Annotated in this window: 25 protein-coding genes; 11 read left to right on the top strand and 14 right to left on the bottom strand. The window is 55.2% G+C overall.

All coding sequences use genetic code 11. From position 1 onward, the window contains the following. Positions 1–198: 198 nt before the first annotated feature. Positions 199–813, bottom strand: coding sequence for an L-threonylcarbamoyladenylate synthase (locus FDQ92_RS08275; protein WP_137425769.1), 615 nt, complete (start codon positions 811–813; stop codon positions 199–201). A gap of 334 nt (positions 814–1,147) precedes the next feature. Between FDQ92_RS08275 and FDQ92_RS08270 the strand changes: the two genes are divergently transcribed. The 7 genes from FDQ92_RS08270 (at position 1,148) to FDQ92_RS08240 (ending at position 7,621) form a co-directional block, all read left to right on the top strand. Continuing rightward, positions 1,148–2,176 carry a Ppx/GppA phosphatase family protein gene (locus FDQ92_RS08270; protein WP_137424125.1) on the top strand — a complete coding sequence of 343 codons (1,029 nt, stop codon included), beginning with the start codon at positions 1,148–1,150 and terminating at the stop codon, positions 2,174–2,176. 58 nt (positions 2,177–2,234) lie between these two features. Next, the gene (gene guaB / locus FDQ92_RS08265; RefSeq protein WP_281276803.1) at positions 2,235–3,713 is read left to right on the top strand and encodes an IMP dehydrogenase; all 1,479 of its coding nucleotides are present in this window, start codon (positions 2,235–2,237) and stop codon (positions 3,711–3,713) included. A gap of 42 nt (positions 3,714–3,755) precedes the next feature. Further along, positions 3,756–5,312, top strand: a complete 1,557-nt coding sequence (guaA, locus tag FDQ92_RS08260; protein WP_137424124.1) for a glutamine-hydrolyzing GMP synthase — start codon at positions 3,756–3,758, stop codon at positions 5,310–5,312. 1 nt (position 5,313) lies between these two features. Next, positions 5,314–6,054 carry a UPF0280 family protein gene (locus tag FDQ92_RS08255; protein ID WP_137424123.1) on the top strand — a complete coding sequence of 247 codons (741 nt, stop codon included), beginning with the start codon at positions 5,314–5,316 and terminating at the stop codon, positions 6,052–6,054. 191 nt (positions 6,055–6,245) lie between these two features. Beyond that, positions 6,246–6,722 carry a metallophosphoesterase family protein gene (locus FDQ92_RS08250; protein WP_137424122.1) on the top strand — a complete coding sequence of 159 codons (477 nt, stop codon included), beginning with the start codon at positions 6,246–6,248 and terminating at the stop codon, positions 6,720–6,722. A gap of 10 nt (positions 6,723–6,732) precedes the next feature. Beyond that, positions 6,733–7,233 (top strand): HIT family protein, encoded by a 501-nt coding sequence (locus FDQ92_RS08245; RefSeq protein WP_137424121.1) that lies wholly within the window; start codon positions 6,733–6,735, stop codon positions 7,231–7,233. Next, positions 7,220–7,621 carry a LapA family protein gene (locus tag FDQ92_RS08240; protein ID WP_137424120.1) on the top strand — a complete coding sequence of 134 codons (402 nt, stop codon included), beginning with the start codon at positions 7,220–7,222 and terminating at the stop codon, positions 7,619–7,621. The genes FDQ92_RS08245 and FDQ92_RS08240 overlap by 14 nt, the downstream gene beginning before the upstream one ends. 206 nt (positions 7,622–7,827) lie before the next feature. Here the strand turns inward: FDQ92_RS08240 and FDQ92_RS08235 are convergent, their stop codons facing one another. The 10 genes from FDQ92_RS08235 to FDQ92_RS08195 all read right to left on the bottom strand — a co-directional run bounded on the left by FDQ92_RS08235 (position 7,828) and on the right by FDQ92_RS08195 (position 14,958). Then, positions 7,828–8,616: an MBL fold metallo-hydrolase gene (locus FDQ92_RS08235; RefSeq protein ID WP_137424119.1), complete on the bottom strand. Its 789-nt coding sequence runs from the start codon at positions 8,614–8,616 to the stop codon at positions 7,828–7,830. A 117-nt stretch (positions 8,617–8,733) separates the two neighbouring features. Further along, positions 8,734–9,129, bottom strand: coding sequence for a transposase (locus FDQ92_RS08230; RefSeq protein ID WP_170180252.1), 396 nt, complete (start codon positions 9,127–9,129; stop codon positions 8,734–8,736). A gap of 165 nt (positions 9,130–9,294) precedes the next feature. Next, positions 9,295–9,528, bottom strand: coding sequence for a DUF2283 domain-containing protein (locus FDQ92_RS08225; protein WP_137424117.1), 234 nt, complete (start codon positions 9,526–9,528; stop codon positions 9,295–9,297). A 180-nt stretch (positions 9,529–9,708) separates the two neighbouring features. Next, the gene (locus tag FDQ92_RS08220) at positions 9,709–9,927 is read right to left on the bottom strand and encodes an addiction module protein (RefSeq protein ID WP_137424116.1); all 219 of its coding nucleotides are present in this window, start codon (positions 9,925–9,927) and stop codon (positions 9,709–9,711) included. Between the two features lie 130 nt (positions 9,928–10,057). After that, entirely contained in the window at positions 10,058–10,477 is a 420-nt protein-coding gene (locus tag FDQ92_RS08215) for a PIN domain-containing protein (RefSeq protein ID WP_137424115.1), read from the bottom strand. A 3-nt stretch (positions 10,478–10,480) separates the two neighbouring features. Continuing rightward, the gene (locus tag FDQ92_RS08210) at positions 10,481–10,807 is read right to left on the bottom strand and encodes a hypothetical protein (protein WP_137424114.1); all 327 of its coding nucleotides are present in this window, start codon (positions 10,805–10,807) and stop codon (positions 10,481–10,483) included. 162 nt (positions 10,808–10,969) lie between these two features. Then, positions 10,970–12,937, bottom strand: a complete 1,968-nt coding sequence (locus FDQ92_RS08205) for a hypothetical protein (protein WP_137424113.1) — start codon at positions 12,935–12,937, stop codon at positions 10,970–10,972. A 212-nt stretch (positions 12,938–13,149) separates the two neighbouring features. Further along, positions 13,150–13,731 (bottom strand): PH domain-containing protein, encoded by a 582-nt coding sequence (locus tag FDQ92_RS08200; protein WP_137425767.1) that lies wholly within the window; start codon positions 13,729–13,731, stop codon positions 13,150–13,152. A gap of 328 nt (positions 13,732–14,059) precedes the next feature. After that, positions 14,060–14,203 carry a hypothetical protein gene (locus FDQ92_RS15240; protein ID WP_170180251.1) on the bottom strand — a complete coding sequence of 48 codons (144 nt, stop codon included), beginning with the start codon at positions 14,201–14,203 and terminating at the stop codon, positions 14,060–14,062. 44 nt (positions 14,204–14,247) lie between these two features. After that, on the bottom strand, positions 14,248–14,958 hold the full coding sequence (locus FDQ92_RS08195; protein WP_137424112.1) for a hypothetical protein: 711 nt from the start codon (positions 14,956–14,958) through the stop codon (positions 14,248–14,250). A 390-nt stretch (positions 14,959–15,348) separates the two neighbouring features. Here FDQ92_RS08195 and FDQ92_RS08190 point away from each other — a divergent pair, with 390 nt between their 5' ends. After that, positions 15,349–16,698, top strand: a complete 1,350-nt coding sequence (locus FDQ92_RS08190) for a transposase (protein WP_137424111.1) — start codon at positions 15,349–15,351, stop codon at positions 16,696–16,698. Between the two features lie 501 nt (positions 16,699–17,199). Here the strand turns inward: FDQ92_RS08190 and FDQ92_RS08185 are convergent. Then, positions 17,200–17,640, bottom strand: coding sequence for a type II toxin-antitoxin system VapC family toxin (locus FDQ92_RS08185; RefSeq protein WP_137424110.1), 441 nt, complete (start codon positions 17,638–17,640; stop codon positions 17,200–17,202). Further along, positions 17,637–17,870, bottom strand: coding sequence for a type II toxin-antitoxin system Phd/YefM family antitoxin (locus FDQ92_RS16245; RefSeq protein ID WP_137424109.1), 234 nt, complete (start codon positions 17,868–17,870; stop codon positions 17,637–17,639). Before FDQ92_RS16245 ends, FDQ92_RS08185 begins: the two co-directional genes overlap by 4 nt. Before the next feature lie 606 nt (positions 17,871–18,476). On the opposite strand from FDQ92_RS16245, the gene FDQ92_RS08175 reads away from it, so the two are divergent. From FDQ92_RS08175 to FDQ92_RS15235, 3 genes are all read left to right on the top strand, one after another. Continuing rightward, positions 18,477–18,851 (top strand): hypothetical protein, encoded by a 375-nt coding sequence (locus tag FDQ92_RS08175; protein ID WP_211341218.1) that lies wholly within the window; start codon positions 18,477–18,479, stop codon positions 18,849–18,851. After that, positions 18,848–18,979, top strand: a complete 132-nt coding sequence (locus FDQ92_RS15940) for a hypothetical protein (RefSeq protein WP_281276802.1) — start codon at positions 18,848–18,850, stop codon at positions 18,977–18,979. The genes FDQ92_RS08175 and FDQ92_RS15940 overlap by 4 nt, the downstream gene beginning before the upstream one ends. Positions 18,980–19,172: 193 nt before the next feature. After that, complete coding sequence (locus FDQ92_RS15235) at positions 19,173–19,613, top strand: hypothetical protein (RefSeq protein WP_170180103.1); 441 nt, start codon at positions 19,173–19,175, stop codon at positions 19,611–19,613. On the opposite strand, the gene FDQ92_RS16485 is transcribed toward FDQ92_RS15235, so the two are convergent. Beyond that, positions 19,526–19,780: a 4Fe-4S binding protein gene (locus FDQ92_RS16485; RefSeq protein ID WP_170180250.1), complete on the bottom strand. Its 255-nt coding sequence runs from the start codon at positions 19,778–19,780 to the stop codon at positions 19,526–19,528. The two genes, FDQ92_RS15235 and FDQ92_RS16485, sit on opposite strands and share 88 nt — an antisense overlap. Positions 19,781–19,984: the final 204 nt, after the last annotated feature.

Here is a 19,984-nt window from a genome sequence, read left to right as displayed (position 1 = left end):
CCATGATCTTTGCTACAGGCTCGATAGGCCAGTTAAATGGATAAGCGCTTCCTCTCGTTCCCAAGCTCTGGCTTGGGAACGGCCTGACGGGAATCGAAGCTGGAGCTTCTGCACAGTTGTGTTCCCAAGCTGGAGCTTGGGAACAAGAATCAACACTTTATTTTGTTGACCTGTACTGAATGCAACCAAGGGCGGGGTTTACGTGGTGAAGATGGCCACATCGCCCGCGCCCTGGCGGAGGATCTCCGGAGCGTCGTCTATCAAGGAAATCACGCTGGAAGGCGTTCCGGAAACGATGCCTCCGTCCACGATGAGGTCCAGTGCATGGCCGAGCTTGTCCTTGATTTCCTGGGGTGTTTCCAGGATGCGGCCGTTTTCGGGGTCGGTGGCGCTGGTGCTGATCACGGGATGACCCAGCTCTTCCACAATGGCAAGGCAGATCGGATGATCGGGCACCCGAATGCCCACCGTGCGGCGCTTGGTCAGCATGATTTTCGGAACCAGCTTCGATCCTTCGAGGATGAACGTGTAGGGCCCGGGAAGAAGCCGCTTCATGGTCTTGTAGGCGTAATTGGTCACCTGGGCGTACTCGCTGATGTTTTTCAGGTCACTGCAGATGAAGCTGAAGGGCTGCAGCGGCGAACGGCGTTTGAGCTGGTAGATTTTTTCGATGGACTGCTTGTTGAAAAGGTCGCAGCCGATCCCGTAGTAGGTGTCCGTTGGATAGGCGATGATTCCTCCGTTGGCCAAGACTTCAGCAATCTTGTCGATCTTCCTGGGTTCCGGGTGTCGGGGATTGACTTCAAGAATCATGGGCATCCCTCTCTTTGAGTCCGCGGCAGCGAAGCAAACACGTGTCATACGGGCGGCTTTCGTAACGCAACGCGCTGATCTCCGGAAGAAAAGGAACGGGGGGTGAGCGCTGAACCCAAGACGGCTCTGCCATCCGCTCGCGCTTGTTACCAAGCATAATGGGCCGGTTCGGCCGAAGTCAAGATACCGCGAGAAGGCCTGAGGTTTCGTCGCGGCGTTGGTGCGCGGGGCGCCGCCCGGTCGGACCATGGCCGTGGTGGCGGTCCGGTGAGGAAAACACCGGGATTCCCGGGCAGGGGGGGTGTTCCAGGCGGACCGGGTGGGAGGATATCGTGTGGATCGACTAACGGAAGGGAGGGTGTTCGCTTCCATCGACATGGGTTCCCACACCCTTCGGCTACTGATCGTTCGATGCCGGGAGGACAAGGTCGTGGAGCCGGTCCGTTCCGAGCGGCGGGTCACCCGGCTGGCGCGCGGGTTCGAGCCCGCGGGCACGCTTCAACCCCGATCCATGGAACGGAGTCTCGTCGTGTTGGAAGAATACGCCCGGATGTGTCGTGAAGCGGGAGCGGCCCGGGTGGTGTCGGCGGCCACGGGGGTGCTGAGGCGCGCTGAAAACGCAGCGGAATTCCTCGATGCCGCCTTCCGCGCCACAGGATGGCGGCCTCGGATCCTGAGCGAAACGGAAGAGGCGTTGCTTTCGGCGAAGGGGATGATGAGCGTCGTGAACCCCCGGGTCGGTTGCTTCCTATGCTTCGACCTGGGAGGAAGCAGCACCGAATTTGTACTGCTCGACAGCGCAAGCCAACGTGTACTCTGGACGGAAAGTTTTTTCATCGGCGCAGCGACCCTCACCGAGCGTTTTTTCCGCACCGCCCCTGCTCTCCCCGGTTCCCTAGAGGCGGCGGCGGACTATGCGCGGGCGTTCTTGGCGCCGGCCCGAGCGGCGGTGCACCGTTCATTGGAAGGCCTAGCAGCACAACCCGGCCCGCCGAAGCTTGTGGGCACCGCCGGAACAGTCACCACGCTGGGGGCGATCTTTCTGGGCTTGGAGCGGTACCGGCCCAGCGCGATCAACAACCTCATGCTTCATGAAGACTGGATCCGGCGAACGATCCTGGACCTGGCCGCCCTCGACTGCGAAGGGCGCCGCCGGATCCGGGGGCTGGAAACGGGGCGTGAGGACATCATCCTCGGGGGGGCGCTGATCGTTCAGGAGATCCTCCGGCTCTTTTCCAGCGACACGCTGGTCGCCGTCGATGCGGGCCTGTTGGAGGGGCTGGTGTTGAGCGGCATTGAAGAGGAGCGCGGGATACGTTCGCCCCTGGTCAGCCCCTTGACATGGTATCGGAAAAGAGAGTAATTGGCCTCCAAGAAGAATCCCCGAAGTTTTCAACTGCTTACAGCTGCGGAGAAGGCTCATGGAAAAGGAAATGCCGGCGACGGTCCCCGAGGCGCTCACGTTCGACGATGTTTTGCTGGTACCGATGTATTCCGAAGTGCTCCCCAATGAAACGGACGTTTCCACGGTGCTCACGCCCGGCATTCCCATGCGGATACCTCTTGTCACGGCGGCCATGGACACGGTGACCGAAGCGCAGACGGCCATCAGCATCGCCCGGGAGGGCGGGATCGGCATCATTCACCGGAACATGTCCATCGAGCGCCAGGCCCGGGAAGTGGACAAGGTCAAGAAGTCGGAAAGCGGCATGATCGTCGATCCGGTGACCGTTCATCCGGATCAGCGCATCGCCGAAGTCATGGAGTTGATGGCTCAGTACCGTATTTCCGGGGTGCCGGTGGTGAAGGAAGGCCAGCTGGTGGGGATCATCACCAACCGGGACCTGCGTTTCGAGACCGATCTGGAACTCAAGGTCGAGGACCTGATGACCAAGGACAACCTGGTGACCGCGCCCGTGGGCATTTCGCTCGAAGAATCGAAGAAACTCCTGCAGAAGCGGCGGATCGAGAAGCTTCTGGTGGTCGATGAAGAAGGGCGGCTGCGGGGTCTCATCACCATCAAGGACATCTTGAAAGTCAAGAAATATCCCAATGCCTGCAAGGACGGTCTAGGGCGTCTTCGCGTGGGTGCCGCGGTGGGCGTCGGTGCGGACGCCATGGATCGTGTGAAGGGCCTTGTGAAGGCCGGGGCCGACGTGATCGCCGTTGACAGCGCTCACGGTCATTCCCGCAATGTCATGAACACGGTGGAACGGATCAAGGCCGAATTCGGAGACGTCCAGGTCATCGCGGGCAACGTGGCCACCGAGCAGGGGGCGGAGAGCCTTATCAGGGCCGGCGCGGACGCCATCAAAGTTGGCGTGGGTCCCGGCTCCATCTGCACCACGCGCGTGGTGGCAGGGGTCGGGGTACCGCAGGTTTCCGCCATAATGGCATGCGCCAAGGTGGCCAGGGCCCACGGCGTCCCGGTGATCGCCGACGGCGGCATCAAGTACAGCGGGGACGTGGTGAAGGCGCTGGCAGCGGGGGCTCAAAGCGTGATGATTGGAGGGCTCTTTGCCGGAACGGACGAAAGCCCCGGGGAAACCGTTCTGTACCAGGGACGAAGCTACAAGGTCTATCGGGGCATGGGGTCTCTTGGAGCCATGAGAGAAGGCAGCCGGGACCGGTACTTTCAGGACGAGATCCAGGAACCGGCGAAACTGGTCCCCGAAGGCATCGAGGGCATGGTGCCTTACCGGGGTCCCCTTTCCGCCATCGTCCATCAGTTGATCGGAGGACTGCGGGCGGGTATGGGCTACGTGGGATCCCGAAACCTGGAGGAGCTTCGCACCAAGCCCCGCATGATCCGCATCACCAGCGCGGGTTTGAAGGAAAGCCACGTTCACGATGTCATCATCACCAAGGAAGCACCCAACTACATGGTGGACCTCAAGTAGTCCGGGTGTTTTCATGCGTGACTTTCGAAGGACGGACATTTCATGGACTGGGATCATCTGCAGGAAGATCGGATACTAATACTGGATTTCGGTTCTCAAACCACGCAGCTGATCGCCAGGCGTGTTCGCGAAAGCCGGGTTTACTGCGAAATCCACCCGTATCATATGCCGATCGAAAGCATCCGTCGGTTTGCTCCCCGGGGAATCATCCTGTCGGGTAGTCCAGCCAGCGTTCACGATCCGGGCGCGCCGCTGGTGGATCCCGCGGTGCTTTCCCTGGGATGCCCCGTTTTGGGCATCTGCTACGGAATGCAACTCATGGCCCATCTGCTGGGAGGGGAAGTGGAACGGGCCGAACAGAGGGAATACGGGCCCGCACTGATCACCGTGGAGGGCCCTTCGAGCCTTTTTCGAGATATCGAGCGGGAGGATGTGCGGGTATGGATGAGTCACGGGGATCGGATTCTGCGGATGCCCACGGGATTCAAAGTGCTGGCCTCCAGCGCCAATTCTCCCGTTGCCGCCATGGGCGATCCCCAACGGGGGTTTTTCGCGGTCCAGTTTCACCCGGAAGTGGTTCACACGCCGTGCGGACGGACGCTTCTCGACAATTTTCTTTTCCACATTTGCCGCTGCCGGCCCACCTGGACCATGAAGTCTTTTGTGGAGGCCTCCATTGAGGCCATACGAGAAAAGGTGGGCGACGGCCACGTGATTTGCGCCTTGAGCGGCGGCGTGGATTCTTCGGTGGTGGCCGTGCTGCTGCACAAGGCCGTCGGGCCGCGCCTGCATTGCATCTTCGTCGACAACGGGCTTCTCAGAAAAGGCGAATCGGAGGCGGTTCAACGGGTGTTCCGCGATCATTTCGACATGAACCTCACCGTGGTGGACGCCGCCCGTCAGTTTCTGGGGCGTCTAAAGGGTGTGACGGACCCCGAGGAAAAGCGGAAGATCATAGGGAACCTTTTCATCGAGATCTTTGAACGGGAAGCTCAGAGACTTCCCAATGTGCGGTACCTGGCGCAGGGCACGCTCTACCCCGATGTGATCGAGAGCGTCTCCTTCAAGGGCCCGTCGGCGACCATCAAGACCCACCACAACGTGGGGGGGCTGCCGGAACGTATGGACTTGGAGCTCATCGAACCGCTGCGGGAGCTCTTCAAGGATGAAGTGCGGCTCGTGGGCAGGGAGCTGGGGCTTCCGGAACGGATCATCATGCGGCATCCCTTTCCGGGCCCGGGGCTCGCCATCCGGATAATCGGGGAGGTGACGCCGGAGAAACTCAGGGTGCTTCGGGAAGCAGATGCGCTGGTGATGGAAGAAATGGAAGCGGCCGGGTGGTACGATAAGGTCTGGCAGGCGTTTGCCGTCTTGCTCCCCGTACGGTCGGTGGGCGTCATGGGGGACGAACGGACGTACGATGAGGTGGTCGCCCTGAGAGTGGTGGAGAGTGTGGACGCCATGACGGCGGATTGGGCGCGCATCCCATATGAGCTCATGGCCGGAATTTCCAACCGGATCATCAACGAGGTGCCCGGTGTCAACCGGGTCGTTTACGACATTTCGTCCAAGCCCCCCAGCACCATCGAGTGGGAATAGTATGGAGGAGAGATCCGGCCGCTTCTACCGGTTTCAACACAAGCCCCCCGGAGGGGCCGCATGGCACTGTTTCGAGGTCCGCTTCCAGCAGACCGATCTGTGGATTCGGGCGTCCAGGGACTGCCGGGATGAAGCCATGGATGAGGTGCTGAGTCTCCGTCATGGGTTGGACCGGTATGTGGCGGAACATCCGGCCTTTCTGAACAGCCTGGTCCCGCTTCTGGATGATCCCCTGGCCCCCCGGCTGGTGCGCCGAATGCTCCAGGCGGCGCGAAAGGCCGGCGTGGGCCCCATGGCCGCTGTTGCCGGGGCGATCGCTCAGGCGGTGGGAGAACGCCTCAAGGCCGCCGGCGCCTGCTCGATCGTCGAAAACGGCGGGGATTGTTTCATTCATCTGAACACCCCGGTTCGGGTGGGCGTCTACGCGGGACCGCATTCCCCCTTCAAAGACCGCCTGGTTCTTTCCCTGGAGCGGGAAATCCTGCCCGCCGCCGTCTGCACGTCCTCAAGAACCATCGGCCACTCCCTCAGTCTCGGACAGGCGGACGCCGTGACCGTCCTTTCCCGGGACGGGGCCCTGGCCGACGCCTGTGCCACGGCCGCCGGTAACATGGTGCGGACTCGGGAGGACCTGGGTAGAGCCGCCGAATGGACACAGAGCCTCGACGGCCTTCTGGGGGCCCTCATCATCGCCGGGGATCGCATGGCTGCCTGGGGGGCCTTCGAAATCCATCCCGCTTGAATCGGGGCGGTCCTCCGCCTACCATAGCCTTGTGTTTCCGATGTAAGAAAGTCTGCAAGCGGCTGAGCGGTTGCTTTCCGGATATCTCCGCCAAAAAGGCCTTGAGTTTTTCGAACGCTGTGGTGTAATCTGATTGTTAACTTATGAAATTCTAAGGACTTTTTTCGAGTTGTTTCTGGAGTTCCCGTTCCATGAAAGTGGTGGTGTTTTCAGATACGCATTTAAACCACGTGAATCGTGACCTGGAACGTCTCTGTGACCGCTACTGCCGGGAAGCCGACCTGGTGATTCACTTGGGGGATTGGGTCCGGGCTCCGGTGCTGGATTTTTTTGAACAGTACCCGCTGGAGGGGGTTTGCGGAAACATGGATGATGCCGTCCTCCGCAGCCGACTGCCGGACCGGAAGGTGCTCCATTTGAACGGGCATCGTGTCGGCATCGTTCACGGGTGGGGTCCGGGCGGAGACCTTCGAGCCCGTCTTCGTGGCGAGTTTTCCGGCGTGGAGGCGATCCTTTACGGCCACACTCATCTTCCGTTCAAGGGGACCGAAGACGGCGTGTTCTGGATGAATCCGGGTTCCGTTTTTTCCGGGCGCGGCCGCGTTCGGTCCAGCCTTGCAATTCTTCACTTGGGTCCAACCATCGACGGCGAAATCGTTGAGCTGTAGGAGTGGCCTGATGCAGCCTTTGTGGGCGCCCTGGCGAATGGAATATATTCTCGGCAAACGCGAGCCTTACTGCATCTTTTGCCCGGAAGGTGACGGGCACAGCGATGAAGAGCGACTGATCCTTTTCCGGGGCCGGCTGACGATGGTCATGATGAACAAGTACCCTTACAACAACGGTCATCTTCTGGTGGCGCCTTGGCGGCACGTGGCCGGCCTGGAGGAACTGTACGAAGACGAAATGACCGACATCATGCGATGGCTCCAGAAGTCGATCCGCATACTGCGGCAAGTGATGAAGCCCGATGGGTTCAATGTGGGGTTGAACCTTGGCGCGGCGGCGGGCGCCGGGGTCGAGAGCCATCTTCACTTTCACATCGTGCCGCGCTGGCAGGGCGATACGAATTTTATGACGGTCTTTGCAGAGGTGAGAAGCATACCGGAGCATTTGAAGCAGACCTTCGCCAAACTGTTACCTCATTTCAGGAAGGAGAGCGCCGATGAGGCTGTTTAGGCTCTTCACCACCGCCTTGCTGGTAGCCGTCATCGTTCTGTTCATCCGCCAGAACATGACCACGTTCGACATGGTGCTCCCCTTCAGCTTGAACCTTTACATCCGGGAGCAGGTCGAGTGGACGCACCGGGTGGGATCCCTGCTTCTGGCCGTGGGTCTCATGGGTATTCTGATTGGCATGGCTCTGATGCTGAAACCTTGGTTGCACCTGCGAAAACTTGTGAACGAGGAGCGGAAGGCCCGTGCCGAGCTGGAAGCGTTGCTGCATGCTTCCGAAGACGCGGAGGTGCCTGGCGGAGAGTCTGAGCCTTCAGAATCGGGCCGGATCGAGCCGCCGGAGCGCGACCGGCCGCCGAGGGATGCACCTTCCTCAGTAGAGCGGCCGTGAAACGGCGTGTTTCCTTTGCCTCCAGGATGGGTGCTGCGGGTGCAGTCCGGCCCGATCTTCAGGGGCCGAGTTGGGGAATTACTTGGTCAGTGAAGATAAGAAGGCAATCGATTGGTACTGAACCGGGCACAAGGTAAGAAGAAATGATGGCGATGAGGCTGAGCTGATTTGGAAAGATCAAACAAGATACCGCTGCTTGTATTCCCTCAAGGATTGGGTCTGAGATCGATGGACCAGCCGGCACCAGCCGGAAAGAAACCGGCACCATAGGCCGCGTGGAAAAGGTCTCGGGTGAGGTCACCGGAACAGTGGCAGGGGGCAACCTGGTGGACCCCAAGCTTCTGGAAGGCGTTGATGACGGACTGAACCTGGGCTTTTGACATCCCGAACATGTGAAATCCCCCGACCACAAGGTGAACCTCCTGGTCAGCAATTTGCTTCGCCGCTCCGACTATGTTCACCACCCCGGGGTGGGCGCAGCCGGTGATCACCACAAGTCCCTTGGAACTTTGCACCACCAATCCTTGCTCCTTGATCCAGGTTCCCATCTCGCCGGTGGACCAAACGCCGGGAACGATCTCCGTGGGACCTCGCACCTCTACGACCAAAGCTCCGTGGGCCCTGACCTGATCCTTTAAATAACTCGGAAAAGAGGCGGGGAGGTAGACTGTTACCGAATTGTTCAGCTCAAGAACGCCGGAAAGACCCCCCACGTGGTCGCCATGAATATGAGAGAGAACCACGATCTCGATCCGGGCCGGGTCGATCCCGAGGGTCGCCATGTTGGAGAGGAGGATTTCGGCGCTTCCCCCGGTGTCGAAGAGGATCGTCTTTTTACCCACTTCCACCAGGCAGGAAAAGCCCCAGGCGGTGTGCAGGCTCTCGTTGGACAAATAGTTATCGTAGAGGATGGTAAGGCGTACGGACTCGGCGGCGGAAGCCGCCCCATACAGGGGTGCCAGAAGGAAAAGATTACCGATTAAAAACCCTCTCATCTTGCCTCCTTTCGTCGACAAGCGTCGCAAACGCCATAGCCTTGGACCACGGTTTGGTCGAGGTGGAAGCCGTAACGCTCAGAGCTCTCGGCCAGTACCTTTTCCTTGCGGTGCAGCTCACGTTCGACCTGGCGGATACGCTTGCGATCGGCCTTCTGCTCGCTTTTCAGCCGGCGGTTCACTTCGCGGTCCCAGTCGTCGGCCGTCTCGCAGTTCCTGCGCCAGTGGGGCCAACTGCTCGGGATACGGCCCCTTCCGGCGACAGTACTCGGCCAGCTCGGACTCGTTCATGGCGGCACTCTCAACAACGGCATTGAACTTGTCCCGCGCGCTCCAGCCCTCGGGTGCTCTATCCGAGTCGAGCAGCAGCCCCCGCTCACGCACCTGCCCGCGCCAGAGGTACAGAGCAGCCTCGCTGATGCCTTCCTCCTTGGCCAGCTCGATGATCGACCGGTTGTGCGGCGGCATCATCTTTTTCAGAACAGCTTCTTTACGCTCTTTGGAATATCGCATGATCCGATCCTCCATCGCCCCCAAGATGCTCAATTATAGATGGATTCAGATCATTACGACAACTACCCTGACACAGGGGGCCTCCACCGTATTTGGTATAAATTGACTTTCTTTTTAATCGACCCAACGGCTTAAATCAGCGGGGGTGCAAGCCATCCGCTGGATTTAATTGTTATACGATTTTTTTAATTTAAGTATTTTGGCTTGCGACGATTCCAATATTGTATCGCGGAGAAAAGAACTTGCCTTTAATATTTCTATACCAATTAATTCACCGCTTTCATTCAACTCAGCCGTAATATTTGGGCTCAACTCAATACTGTCTGCTTCTTTTCCCTCAGAGACAACTATATGCAGAACATCTTCATCTTTAGAATATGCCATCTTTGTTTTATCCATATATGAAGCTTCCTGTTTTAAGTCGGAAATTAATTTGTTGACGCGTAGTTGGATGAATTGAAACAGGTATTATTTCACTTGGGTACAGATCTTTTGAAACGAAAGCGCGAAGAAGTCGTTGCATATGATCTTCCTCAATATAGTCAATTGACTGGACATGCGATCTCCGTATCTTGATTTTCATTGGAATCTTTCCCGGAGGTCTTTTTTTGCAGTATGCCAATCAACCATCTTTTCCTCTCCCAAGTTTAGCCGTTCCTCTGTTTCCTGAAGAGCCTCCTGATGCCACTTGGGGGATTCTACTTCCTCACCATCTTTTGATAGGTCTTCCCAAATAGCCTCCATCACTCTAAGCTTCTCTTCTTTGGAAAGATGTCGTATTTCGAACGTATTCTGCATGATGTAAGCTCCTCTTAATTTTGTTTAAAAAGTACCATCTACCTTCTCGAATGTCAAAAGCAGGTTAGTGGCGAACGCAACCTTAACCGGCGCGTCTTTTTGCGTCCGGTTCAAGGTTTGGTTGGCAGTCTTACAACATCTCCACACGATTCTTTCTACATGCATCGATGAAATCAGGCTGGTTAAAGGTTAATAGGTAATCTATTTTTACATTTGGATCATCAATAATCAACCTAAGTAAACAATCTACCATGCTGAGTGGTCTTCCTTTTCGCAATGAGGATTCTATGGATAGGTCAAGAGCCTCATTTTTGTAAATATCGTCGTCAATATACACAATAGGATGGGTTTTCAAAAATATCTCAAATAGCTGAAGACCAGATCTGTTTCTCACAAAACGAGTTCGGAGTGTTTCATAAACCGTAGGCCATGGAATCACTATCGTCAAAAGGTCAAAGAATTCAATCTTTGACTGTGCTTCATTATACCTTGGATCTCGGCTATCAAATATCCCGTACCACACACCTGTGTCAGCAAGAGCATATTCCATCAGCTATAGCTCCTCTTCTTCCGTCTGCTCCTGACTACCTGAATATCCAGCCCAAGGAGCGGTTTTTCTACTGCCCAAAATAAATTTTCCTTTCATTTTCTTTGTTTTGGCATCACGGAAAATTACATAAATACGTGTCTTCTTGTTTATTTCCACATTTTCTTTGATTTCCTTCTCAAGGCTTTCAACAATATCCTCTGAAACATCATATTTAAAAAATGCAAGGCTATCTCCACATTCAATTGCTTTTTTTGAGTCAAGCCATGCGTACAAGCCTTCATAATCGCCCCTGACTCCAAGGTCGAAGCTCATCCATACTGCCTTTTCCATTATGCCTTTCCTCCATTATTCGTAGTGATGTCCATGTGCCCCGGCCAACGCTCCGGTTCAGCGGCGAGCCGCGCAGCGGACCGTCCGCTGCAACCGGTTGTTAGGCGGTGCTGTGCAGAAATCGGGTCTTGATCGACGTACCGACGCCGATTCGCCCGAGGATCATTGCAGATGCAGCTTGTCATTCAGAAAGTAGAGTACGCGGCCGTCTTCCGCCTCGACCCGATCGCCGAACCCGCCGCTAAGCTGCTCGAGCCTGCGATTACGCACCTGGATGCCTTCCTGTGCCAAGTAGTGATAGTAGGCGTCGTGATAGAGGAGCCCGTCCCGGAAGCGGTACGGATCATTCGCGGTTCCAGACCCAAAGATATCTCGACCGGGCTTCAGTTTCTGCCCTTCGAGAAGGTTCATCGCTTTGATGCGCTCTCCAAGCCCGCTCGGGTCGCGCCGTAGGACATCGAGCCGATGCGCAACGGTCATCGACACGGCCTGTCGATCCAGGATCGCATCGGTGTCGCAGAGTCGTGCAAGGTTGAGGATCAACTGCGCGAGCATTGGGTGTCCGGCCTTCGAACCACCGGAACGCGTGCCGAGGAGGTCACCCCCGGTGCACACGGTTCCATGAACAATGTGTGAAAGGAGTCCATAGGTCTTCAGGAACCCGGGCTGTGCGGCATCCAGGGCCTTGACGGGTCCGAGGACGTTGTAGGGCCTCCGAATGGTTTCCTGCCACAGGCTTCGCCAGGATGACGATACCTCCGACGGTTGCGAACTCCCCGCGAGTACGCGAGCGATTTGCTTCTCCGCCTCCGCGAACGCCTCGGCGACTTGAGGCGCGTTCGGGGCGCCTTTCTCCGCCCGTTCCCACAGTGCTCGCAACTTGTCACCCAACTCGATCGCTACGGCATGATGCTCGAGCATTGACCGGACGGCCAGAGTCGCCCCGAGCACATTCTCCGCATTGATCAATCGCGCTGCCTGACGTGCCAGCAAATCCAGTTTGTGCTCGGTCACGTTGATCGCAAAGTTCAAGCCGGACACCAACACCAAAACCGAGAGCCGTTCCTTGTCATCGCACAGGCCGGTTCCGGCAACCAGGTGCGCGGCATCTTGAGCAAGTCGGTGTTCTTGCGCGACGAGGAACGCATACCTGTTTTGGCCTGCAACTGTTCTGAGAGCCTCCGGCCAAGAATCTGACGGAACCGAGTTCGCGCTCAGGGCGCGGATTGCTTCGATATCAGTCGGTAAGTCCTCTAGAGCGGCCCAGTTGTTCTCGCAGGCCGCACGGTGACGGAAACACTCGGCGGCATCGTCCCATTTCTTCTCCCCAACGCCCGGGAACGCCGGCTTCAGCGTCGGGATGGTATCGTCCGCCAGGATAAGGTACGGATCTCGTGAATCTGTTTGGCCCCGCTGTGTCGGTTCTTCGCGACTATCATCGCCATCTTTCGCCCACGGAAGGGAAAGGAACGCTTCGTAGATCGACACGAAGGCCTCGACGAAAACCTTGGCGGCCTCGACGCCATGTGGGCGCACCGTCAGGACGTGACTGCCGTAGTTCGGGTGGACGTATTCGCTGAGCCGGTCGAAGACCCGCTGGAGAGGTTCGGAACGTGTAGCAGCGGTGGCCGCATCAGTGGCCTGTTCAATGAGCTGTTCGTCTGTTTTGGTCTCCAGCCTTGGTAGGACACGCTTGGTCATAGTCTGAATCGCATTGGCCATGGCCTCAGCGTTCCAAGAACCCTGTTCTCGGCACGACAGAACTATGGCGACGGTCCGCAGGGCATCCAGTTCCTCGATCTGACTTCGAAGGATGAGTGCGCTCAGGTGAAGATCGCCCGAAGTCGCGGCATGGTCGAGGGCTGCTTCAAGAAGAAGCCAGCGGGGCCACACGCACGCTTTGAGAAGCGGTTCGATCTTATCCTGCATGAACTTGACAGAGGACACCCGCCCTTTAGCCAAATGTGCTGCGAGAAGGACGCGCTGAGCATCGGACCAGTCGTGTACCGGCGGCGGTACTTGGCGCCCTTTCTGTCGCTCCTTTGCAAGTTCATCGAGTTGCCGCGTCGCGTCGGCGAGCTGGGCGTCCCAGAGGGGCCGCCACGGTCGGAATATGGGTGTGGTCAGCATCACTCGCTCCCAGGTCCCACGATGGTTCTCATGCGCCTAATCGCGGTGCTGACCGGCACCGTGCGCCGATCAAACAGACGTAGTCTGGTTGATCGGTGTGCGGCGTCCGGTCAAGTACCTTGTTCTGGCGCAAGGCGCCAGGGCAAGGTACTTGACGAAGTCAGCGCCGCGTTCCTCCGGACGCGCGAAGCGCGTCCGGAGGAACGCCGACATCAGCGGCGCAAGCCGACGGCTTGAAGAGCCGGCGGTTTGCCTCCGCTGGATAAAGTTGTTAGCATATAGTGTTGCCCTCTTAATTTTTGTATTTTTTCTTTAATCTCTGGTGCTTCCGATACCCCCTTGAATGAAACTTCAATGCCTGCTGTACCGGCCGTTCCTATATTAACGGTACCCAAATTAAATAACCTTTCTAGAATGCTTTGGTGTACATTTACGCTTCGTATATCTTTGATGAAAACCTCATGGATCGAGCGAGAAATTATCCCTTTCTTTGATTTCACCCTTTTGTTTGTTATAGTGAATATTTTGCATTTTCTATCAAGAATTGCGATAAGAATAACCAGCAATCCTAAGCCAGATCCTAAGATTAATATTCCCCCGATTATGTAAGCAAATAAATAATAGTAATGTGATGGATGGCCTTCCCATAATGTTTTTTCCACGTCATTATTTCTATCTTGGTTTTGAAGTGGAGAAGCAGCCTTATTTAGAAATTCCCCGCAGTGTTTGCATTTTACTGCGACCGATAAAATTTCTTCACCGCAAAATGGACATTTTTTATTTTCTTCGCTCACTGTCCCCTCCTTTTTTATTTATGCTAACGTTACGGTTCAGGCGCCGCTTTCAGCGGTCGCCTGCAACCGATGGTTATGCGAATAGTTTCTTGATATTATCTACTATATCAATTATCTCCGCCGTTTTCTTGTCATTCACAACAGTATAGTACCGCTCGTATTCATAATTCTGATCTATAGAATGGTTCCATTTTGTTTTTTTAACTGGACTACCGAAAAAATCTTCAAATTTTTTGACAGTGCTATCGCACAATGCGGGATTATTCTTACGAGCAGAATGAGAAACCATAACATCGATTATTAGATCGTCGCTGCGCAAATGATGAACCTAGACAGAACAACCTCGGCAAATTTCGATTATTTTGGCATAGCCTTTCTCGTTTCCTTGAAGCCCTTTAACTTTGCCATATTTGTCCAGTTCCTTTAAATGTCCTGCAATTTCAAACATTTTTTTACCTGATGTATTTATCACGAACCCACCTCCCTCTTGTCCTTCATCTTTTGAGCATAACGGCGCTAATCAGCCGCGCGGCTTTTTGCGTCGGCTGAATTAATCTTGTTAGCGAATTTCCCGTATAACTTTCGCAAGAAATTGATTTTGCTTACCGAGGTAAACACTGATCTGTTGTCAATTATTGGCCTACAAATCTTCTCGATATTTTCAATACACCGTTCAACTTCTGGTTTTATTGTATCCTCTTCCGGGAGCCCTTCCCAGAAAATGTTTTCTTGTTCTTTGATAAAATTGAAGTGAGATGCTTCCTGTTCCTCTGTTCTGAAATGATGATATTTTTTAGCCCATTCCCTAGCAAGAGCTTGAGCTGAAACCTGCATTTTATTTAAAATCCGCCGGAAATCATCGAATGGCTTCCCAGCCTCAACTCCAAATTGTGCCATAAACCTATAGCGCATCGAATGCATTTTATTGAACAATTCGATATGTGTATTGAATCTTTCAAATAATACGTAAGCCCTATCATACGCTTCTTTTTGTTCTGGCGTTTCATTTTCGGCTGCTTTTCTGGAGCTGCCCTCGTTACCGTGACTGAAAGGATTTCTGATATGTTGAACCGCATCTCGTGCTTCATAAAACAGACACAATACTTCTTCCGCTAACTCAGCACGTTTTTTTCCAACATATTCCCGTCGCCAAGAACCAATCCCATAAATGGCGGTGCAAGATGCTACAATGATCGATAAATCTTTTAAAAATTCTGAAAAACTCATCTTCTATACTCGCTAATAAGTTATTAGCTAAGCGGCTTTTTCTGGCTAATACACAGAAATGGGTATTAGCTGTAAAAGCAAGAAACATGCCGGGTTTATAATTATATTTTTCATCATTGTATCTCATTAAAAATCAAGCGGGCTTTTTCCCTCTTTTGCCGTCATCCTAGGTATGCAATGCGTATAAATCATTGTGGTTCTCACGTCGGTATGTCTCAGCAATTTCTGGAGCCCCTCTAAAGCCTTGAAAACCGGGCCTTGAAGGATTTGGTTTTCGCGAACCCAGGGGGTGATTTCGGGCTCCGGAGGGGGTTTCGGAGGTGAATTTTTTCGACTATTTTGCTGTTTCATGCTGGACAGCCGCCCGCGTCTCTGGTAGGCTATTTTGCCATGAAGCCCAGCAAAGACGCTCCTTCCTCCAAGATCCGACTTCGCAAGCATCTGAATGCAGATGCCCTGGTGAGAGCGGTGCGCCGTGAGTTCGAAAAGATCCCTGATCCCCGCAAAGGCAGGCCGCAGATCTCCTTTGCGGATGCGGCCATGAGCGCCTTCGCCATGTTTTCTTTGAAGGATCCCTCTCTTCTGGCCTTTGAGAAACGCTGGTCAGCTCGGGATCACAACCTGCACGCGCTCTACCACATCGAGAAGATCCCTGCCGACAGCACCATGCGGGAGATTCTCGATGAGGTTTCGCCCTATGTGTTCCGACCCGCCTTCCGCGAGATCTTCTCACGGCTTCAGCGCGGCAAGGCGCTGGCTCAGATGACCGTGCTGGATGGCCACTACATCCTGGCCCTGGACGGCACGGGCTATTTTTCGTCGGAAAAGGTCTTTTCCGACGCCTGCCTTCGAAAAACCTCTCGCACCGGCAAGACCACCTATTCCCTCCAAATGATGGGAGCCGCCCTCGTCCACCCGGACCACAAGGCCGTGATCCCCTTTCCCCCGGAAGTGATCCAGAGAGAGGACGGCGACACCAAAAACGACTGCGAACGCAACGCCGCCGGCCGTTGTAACGAGAACCTGAGAACCGATCATCCCCATATCAAGCTCATCGTGACCGAAGATGCCCTCAGTCCCAACGCTCCCCACATTGAAACCCTCAAGCGCTTCGACTGCCGCTTCGTCCTTTCGGTTAAACCCGGCGATCACGCCTTCCTTTTCGAAAAGGCCGACGAGGCCATCGCCGAGGGCCGGGCTGTGGAGTTCTGGCACGCAGCGGAAGACAACTCCGAAACCCTCCATTACTTCCGCTTCATCAACGATCTTCCCCTCAACAAGTCCCATCCCGACCTACGAGTGAACCTCCTCGAGTACTGGCAGGTGACTCCCAAGGGGCTTATCCGGTTTTCCTGGGTCACGGACATCCTCATCCGCCGGGAAAACGCCGTTACCTTGATGCGGATCGGCCGGGCACGCTGGCGCATCGAAAACGAAACCTTCAACACCTTGAAAAACCAGGGCTACCACCTCGAACACAACTACGGCCTGGGCCGAAAACACCTTAGCGCCGTCTTCGTCACCCTCATGATGTTGGCCTTCTGCGTGGACCAGAGCCTCCAACTGTGTTGCCCGCTGTTTCAGGCCGTATGGCGAAAGCTCCAAACCAAACGGGACCTCTGGGAGAGGATCCGGGCCATGTTCTGGGACTTCCGCCTGGAGTCCATCCGGATGCTCTACGAGGCCCTTCTTTACGGATACAAAAGGCTGACCCCGATCATCGCCTATAACACCTCGTAGGGCGGAGAAAGGAATTACCCCATGCAGAACCTGAGCCTTTCACCCGAAGAACCGATGCGGAGGTGCGCCTTCAAACCGGGCATCTGAGCCCCTCACGCTCCGGGTGGCATCCCTCAACGGGACGTTCGGACCCTCGATCACCCCAAACGGCCCGCTGAACACTCGAAGACTCTCCTTTCACGCCCGCTTTTCACCCAAGGACCATCCGCTCCGGGAATTGCTGCCAGAATAGTCTTTGCACTCGAATATCCAGATCAGAGACGGCTTATCCTTACCTGGTAAAGTGATTTCGATGGAGATATCCGTGATGATGTCAGAATCCCTATCCTGTAAGTGGTATCTCTTCTTCTTGAATATCTTTGCAGCTCTTGGGGAGACGCAAAGCCGATCATTCTCTAGTTCAACCTCCAACGAGCCGTACACTCTGTCCTCAAACGTATTTCCTTTGGACGTAGTGCTCATCGTTGTCCTCAAACCTAACGAAAAGCTCAGCCGCGGCGACTAGCCGTCGGCTGAAGCGTCTGGTTGGCCAATATATTCAGTGCGAAGACCTGCATTCGTGGCAGCCAGAAATTGCCTTCTATCCGAGGTTACAAACAGGTCTGCCTGCCACTCAAGAGCACATGCGACATGCAGAGAGTCCAATGCTCGTAAGGCATTGCCCTCCAAGAGTTTTACGGAACGCGAGATTACTGAAGGAGTGATCTGTAAAACAGTTGCATCACGGACATCGTCCATCAGCTGCTGCTTTACCGTCCGATAGTCCACGATAGTCAAAATGCGTTCTCTCAGTCGCCTGTTGAGGCCAGAAATTATTTCAGGCACCAAAATAACGCATAAAGCCAACTCCGAAGCGCTTTCCAAAAAATCATCCAATTTGTCGCTGCCAACCTCTTGCACATACCTTTTAGCAAATGATGATGAATCAACCGCCAGTTTCATGGAGCCGTCCCACGTTCCTCTAAAATAGCAGAGGACAAATCGCCTCCGGGAATACGCAGCTGGATTCCTGATTGTTTCCATGCTGGCATTCTTTGTGCCCTGTCAGAAAACGGAACTACTTCAGCCACGGGCTTTCCACGCCTGAGAAGAATAAGCGTCTCCCCATGCTCTACCTCAGTTATTAAATCTGAAGCCCTTTTACGAAAATCGGTGAAAGCAATAGTCTTCATTGATATACCCCCACAAGTGTACATTCATCTGTACATTCTAAAAGGCATTTTGTCAAGGTTCTTTTTCAAGGCCAATCGCGGTGCTGACCGGCGCCGTGCGCCGATCAAACAGACGTAGTCTGGTTGATCGGTGTGCGGTGTCCGGTCAAGTACCTTGTTCTGGCGCAAGGCGCCAGCGCAAGGTACTTGACGAAGTCAGCACCGCGATTCTCGGCGGCGCAGCCGCCGAGAACAAGTTATTAGCTAAACGGCTTTTTATGGCTAATACACAAAAATGCGTATTAGCTATAAAAGCAAGAAACATGCCTGGTTTATAATTATATTTTTCATCATTGTATCTCATTAAAAATCAAGCGGGCTTTTTCCCTCTTTTGCCGTCATCCTCGGTATGCAATGCGTATAAATCATTGTGGTTCTCACGTCGGTATGTCTCAGCAATTTCTGGAGCCCCTCTAAAGCCTTGAAAACCGGGCCTCGGAGGATTTGGTTTTCGCGAACCCAGGGGGTGATTTCGGGCTCCGAAGGGGGTTTCGGAGGTGAATTTTTTCGACTATTTTGCTGTCTCATGCCGGACAGCCGCCCGCGTCTCTGGTAGGCTATTTTGCCATGAAGTCCAGCAAAGACGCTCCTTCCTCCAAGATCCGACTTCGCAAGCATCTGAATGCAGATGCCCTGGTGAGAGCGGTGCGCCGTGAGTTCGAAAAGATCCCCGATCCCCGCAAAGGCAGGCCGCAGATCTCCTTTGCGGATGCGGGCATGAGCGCCTTCGCCATGTTTTCTTTGAAGGATCCCTCTCTTCTGGCCTTTGAGAAACGCTGGTCGGCTCGGGATCACAACCTGCACGCGCTCTACCACATCGAGAAGATCCCTGCCACAGCACCATGGGGGAGATTCTCGATGAGGTTTCGCCCTATGTGTTCCGACCCGCCTTCCGCGAGATCTTCTCACGGCTTCAGCGCGGCAAGGCGCTGGCTCAGATGACCGTGCTGGACGGCCGCTACATCCTGGCCCTGGACGGCACGGGCTATTTTCGTCGGAAAAGGTCTTTTCCGACGCCTGCCTTCGAAAAACCTCTCGCACCGGCAAGACCACGTATTCCCTGCAAATGATGGGAGCCGCCCTCGTCCACCCGGGCCACAAGGCCGTGATCCCCTTTCCCCCCGAAGTGATGCAGAGAGAAGACGGCGACACCAAAAACGACTGCGAACGCAACGCCGCCGGCCGTTGTAACGAGGGGTTAAACCCAGCGATCACGCCTTCCTCTTCGAAAAGGCCGACGAGGCCATCGCCGAGGGCCGGGCTGTGGAGTTCTGGCAGGCAGCGGAAGACAACCCCGAAACCCTCCATTACTTCCGCTTCGTGAACGACCTTCCTCTCAACAAGTCCCATCCCGACCTTCGAGTGAACCTCCTCGAGTACTGGCAGGTGACTCCCAAGGGGCTTCTGCGGTTTTCCTGGGTCACGGACATCCTCATCCGCCGGGAAAACGCAGTCACCTTGATGCGGATCGGCCGAGCGCGCCGGCTCCTAGAAAAACAACCCCGCCCGTTGTGGGAGCAGCGCCCATTGTGGGAGCGGCGCCCTCGCCGCGATGAACCAACGTCCGATGTGAGTTCGCGGTTTCGCCTCCTCTCCGCCAGCCATGTGTTAACCCGCTACGAGATGGCCCCTTTGGGGCAGGCAGATACGCAAACCCGACAGCCCTGGCAGAGCTGCGGGGCCACGACTGCTTTTCCGTTTTGAATGGAGATCGCTCCGAACGAGCAGGCTTTGGCGCACTCGCCGCAGCCAACACACTTTTCTTGGTCTACCTGCGGAGCCGCTGTGACAGGCGCTTGGGTCCTGTACCCAAAACCGGATGGCCAACCCCTTGGCCCGACGCTTCGGCCGGCCCCGGGACCACGTCCCATCCTCCGTCCCATCCTCCGGCCCTGACCACCACGTCCTCTTCCCTTTCCTTGGCCCCAAAATGGGCCCGTGCCGTCACCCTGTGGCATCATCCACCCCTTTCTTAACGTGCATTAAGATAATATTCTGGTAGGGTAGAAAATAACAGACCTAATATTTGATGCCAGATTCTATTTCCCCTCCCCTTGTGGCAGGGGATTAAGGGG

The sequence above is a fragment of the Desulfoglaeba alkanexedens ALDC genome (assembly GCF_005377625.1).
GTDB lineage: Bacteria > Desulfobacterota > Syntrophobacteria > Syntrophobacterales > DSM-9756 > Desulfoglaeba > Desulfoglaeba alkanexedens.
The sequence above is the reverse complement of the archived record's forward strand: the minus strand, read 5'-3'. Positions and strand labels throughout refer to the sequence as shown.

What these genes read in the sequence shown, in the direction of transcription:
- FDQ92_RS08225 (WP_137424117.1), bottom strand. Translation starts at nt 9,528, where the DNA reads ATGGATAAAACAAAGATGGCATATTCTAAAGATGAAGATGTTCTGCAT.
- FDQ92_RS08275 (WP_137425769.1), bottom strand. Translation starts at nt 813, where the DNA reads ATGATTCTTGAAGTCAATCCCCGACACCCGGAACCCAGGAAGATCGAC.
- guaB (WP_281276803.1), top strand. Translation starts at nt 2,235, where the DNA reads ATGGAAAAGGAAATGCCGGCGACGGTCCCCGAGGCGCTCACGTTCGAC.
- FDQ92_RS16485 (WP_170180250.1), bottom strand. Translation starts at nt 19,780, where the DNA reads ATGGGACGTGGTCCCGGGGCCGGCCGAAGCGTCGGGCCAAGGGGTTGG.
- FDQ92_RS08240 (WP_137424120.1), top strand. Translation starts at nt 7,220, where the DNA reads ATGAGGCTGTTTAGGCTCTTCACCACCGCCTTGCTGGTAGCCGTCATC.
- FDQ92_RS08195 (WP_137424112.1), bottom strand. Translation starts at nt 14,958, where the DNA reads ATGAGTTTTTCAGAATTTTTAAAAGATTTATCGATCATTGTAGCATCT.
- FDQ92_RS08220 (WP_137424116.1), bottom strand. Translation starts at nt 9,927, where the DNA reads ATGCAGAATACGTTCGAAATACGACATCTTTCCAAAGAAGAGAAGCTT.
- FDQ92_RS08250 (WP_137424122.1), top strand. Translation starts at nt 6,246, where the DNA reads ATGAAAGTGGTGGTGTTTTCAGATACGCATTTAAACCACGTGAATCGT.
- FDQ92_RS08215 (WP_137424115.1), bottom strand. Translation starts at nt 10,477, where the DNA reads ATGGAATATGCTCTTGCTGACACAGGTGTGTGGTACGGGATATTTGAT.
- FDQ92_RS08255 (WP_137424123.1), top strand. Translation starts at nt 5,314, where the DNA reads ATGGAGGAGAGATCCGGCCGCTTCTACCGGTTTCAACACAAGCCCCCC.
- FDQ92_RS08185 (WP_137424110.1), bottom strand. Translation starts at nt 17,640, where the DNA reads ATGAAACTGGCGGTTGATTCATCATCATTTGCTAAAAGGTATGTGCAA.
- FDQ92_RS08245 (WP_137424121.1), top strand. Translation starts at nt 6,733, where the DNA reads ATGCAGCCTTTGTGGGCGCCCTGGCGAATGGAATATATTCTCGGCAAA.
- FDQ92_RS08175 (WP_211341218.1), top strand. Translation starts at nt 18,477, where the DNA reads ATGAAGTCCAGCAAAGACGCTCCTTCCTCCAAGATCCGACTTCGCAAG.
- FDQ92_RS16245 (WP_137424109.1), bottom strand. Translation starts at nt 17,870, where the DNA reads ATGAAGACTATTGCTTTCACCGATTTTCGTAAAAGGGCTTCAGATTTA.
- FDQ92_RS08210 (WP_137424114.1), bottom strand. Translation starts at nt 10,807, where the DNA reads ATGGAAAAGGCAGTATGGATGAGCTTCGACCTTGGAGTCAGGGGCGAT.
- FDQ92_RS08230 (WP_170180252.1), bottom strand. Translation starts at nt 9,129, where the DNA reads ATGCGATATTCCAAAGAGCGTAAAGAAGCTGTTCTGAAAAAGATGATG.
- FDQ92_RS08235 (WP_137424119.1), bottom strand. Translation starts at nt 8,616, where the DNA reads ATGAGAGGGTTTTTAATCGGTAATCTTTTCCTTCTGGCACCCCTGTAT.
- FDQ92_RS15940 (WP_281276802.1), top strand. Translation starts at nt 18,848, where the DNA reads ATGACCGTGCTGGACGGCCGCTACATCCTGGCCCTGGACGGCACGGGC.
- FDQ92_RS08205 (WP_137424113.1), bottom strand. Translation starts at nt 12,937, where the DNA reads ATGCTGACCACACCCATATTCCGACCGTGGCGGCCCCTCTGGGACGCC.
- guaA (WP_137424124.1), top strand. Translation starts at nt 3,756, where the DNA reads ATGGACTGGGATCATCTGCAGGAAGATCGGATACTAATACTGGATTTC.
- FDQ92_RS08190 (WP_137424111.1), top strand. Translation starts at nt 15,349, where the DNA reads ATGAAGCCCAGCAAAGACGCTCCTTCCTCCAAGATCCGACTTCGCAAG.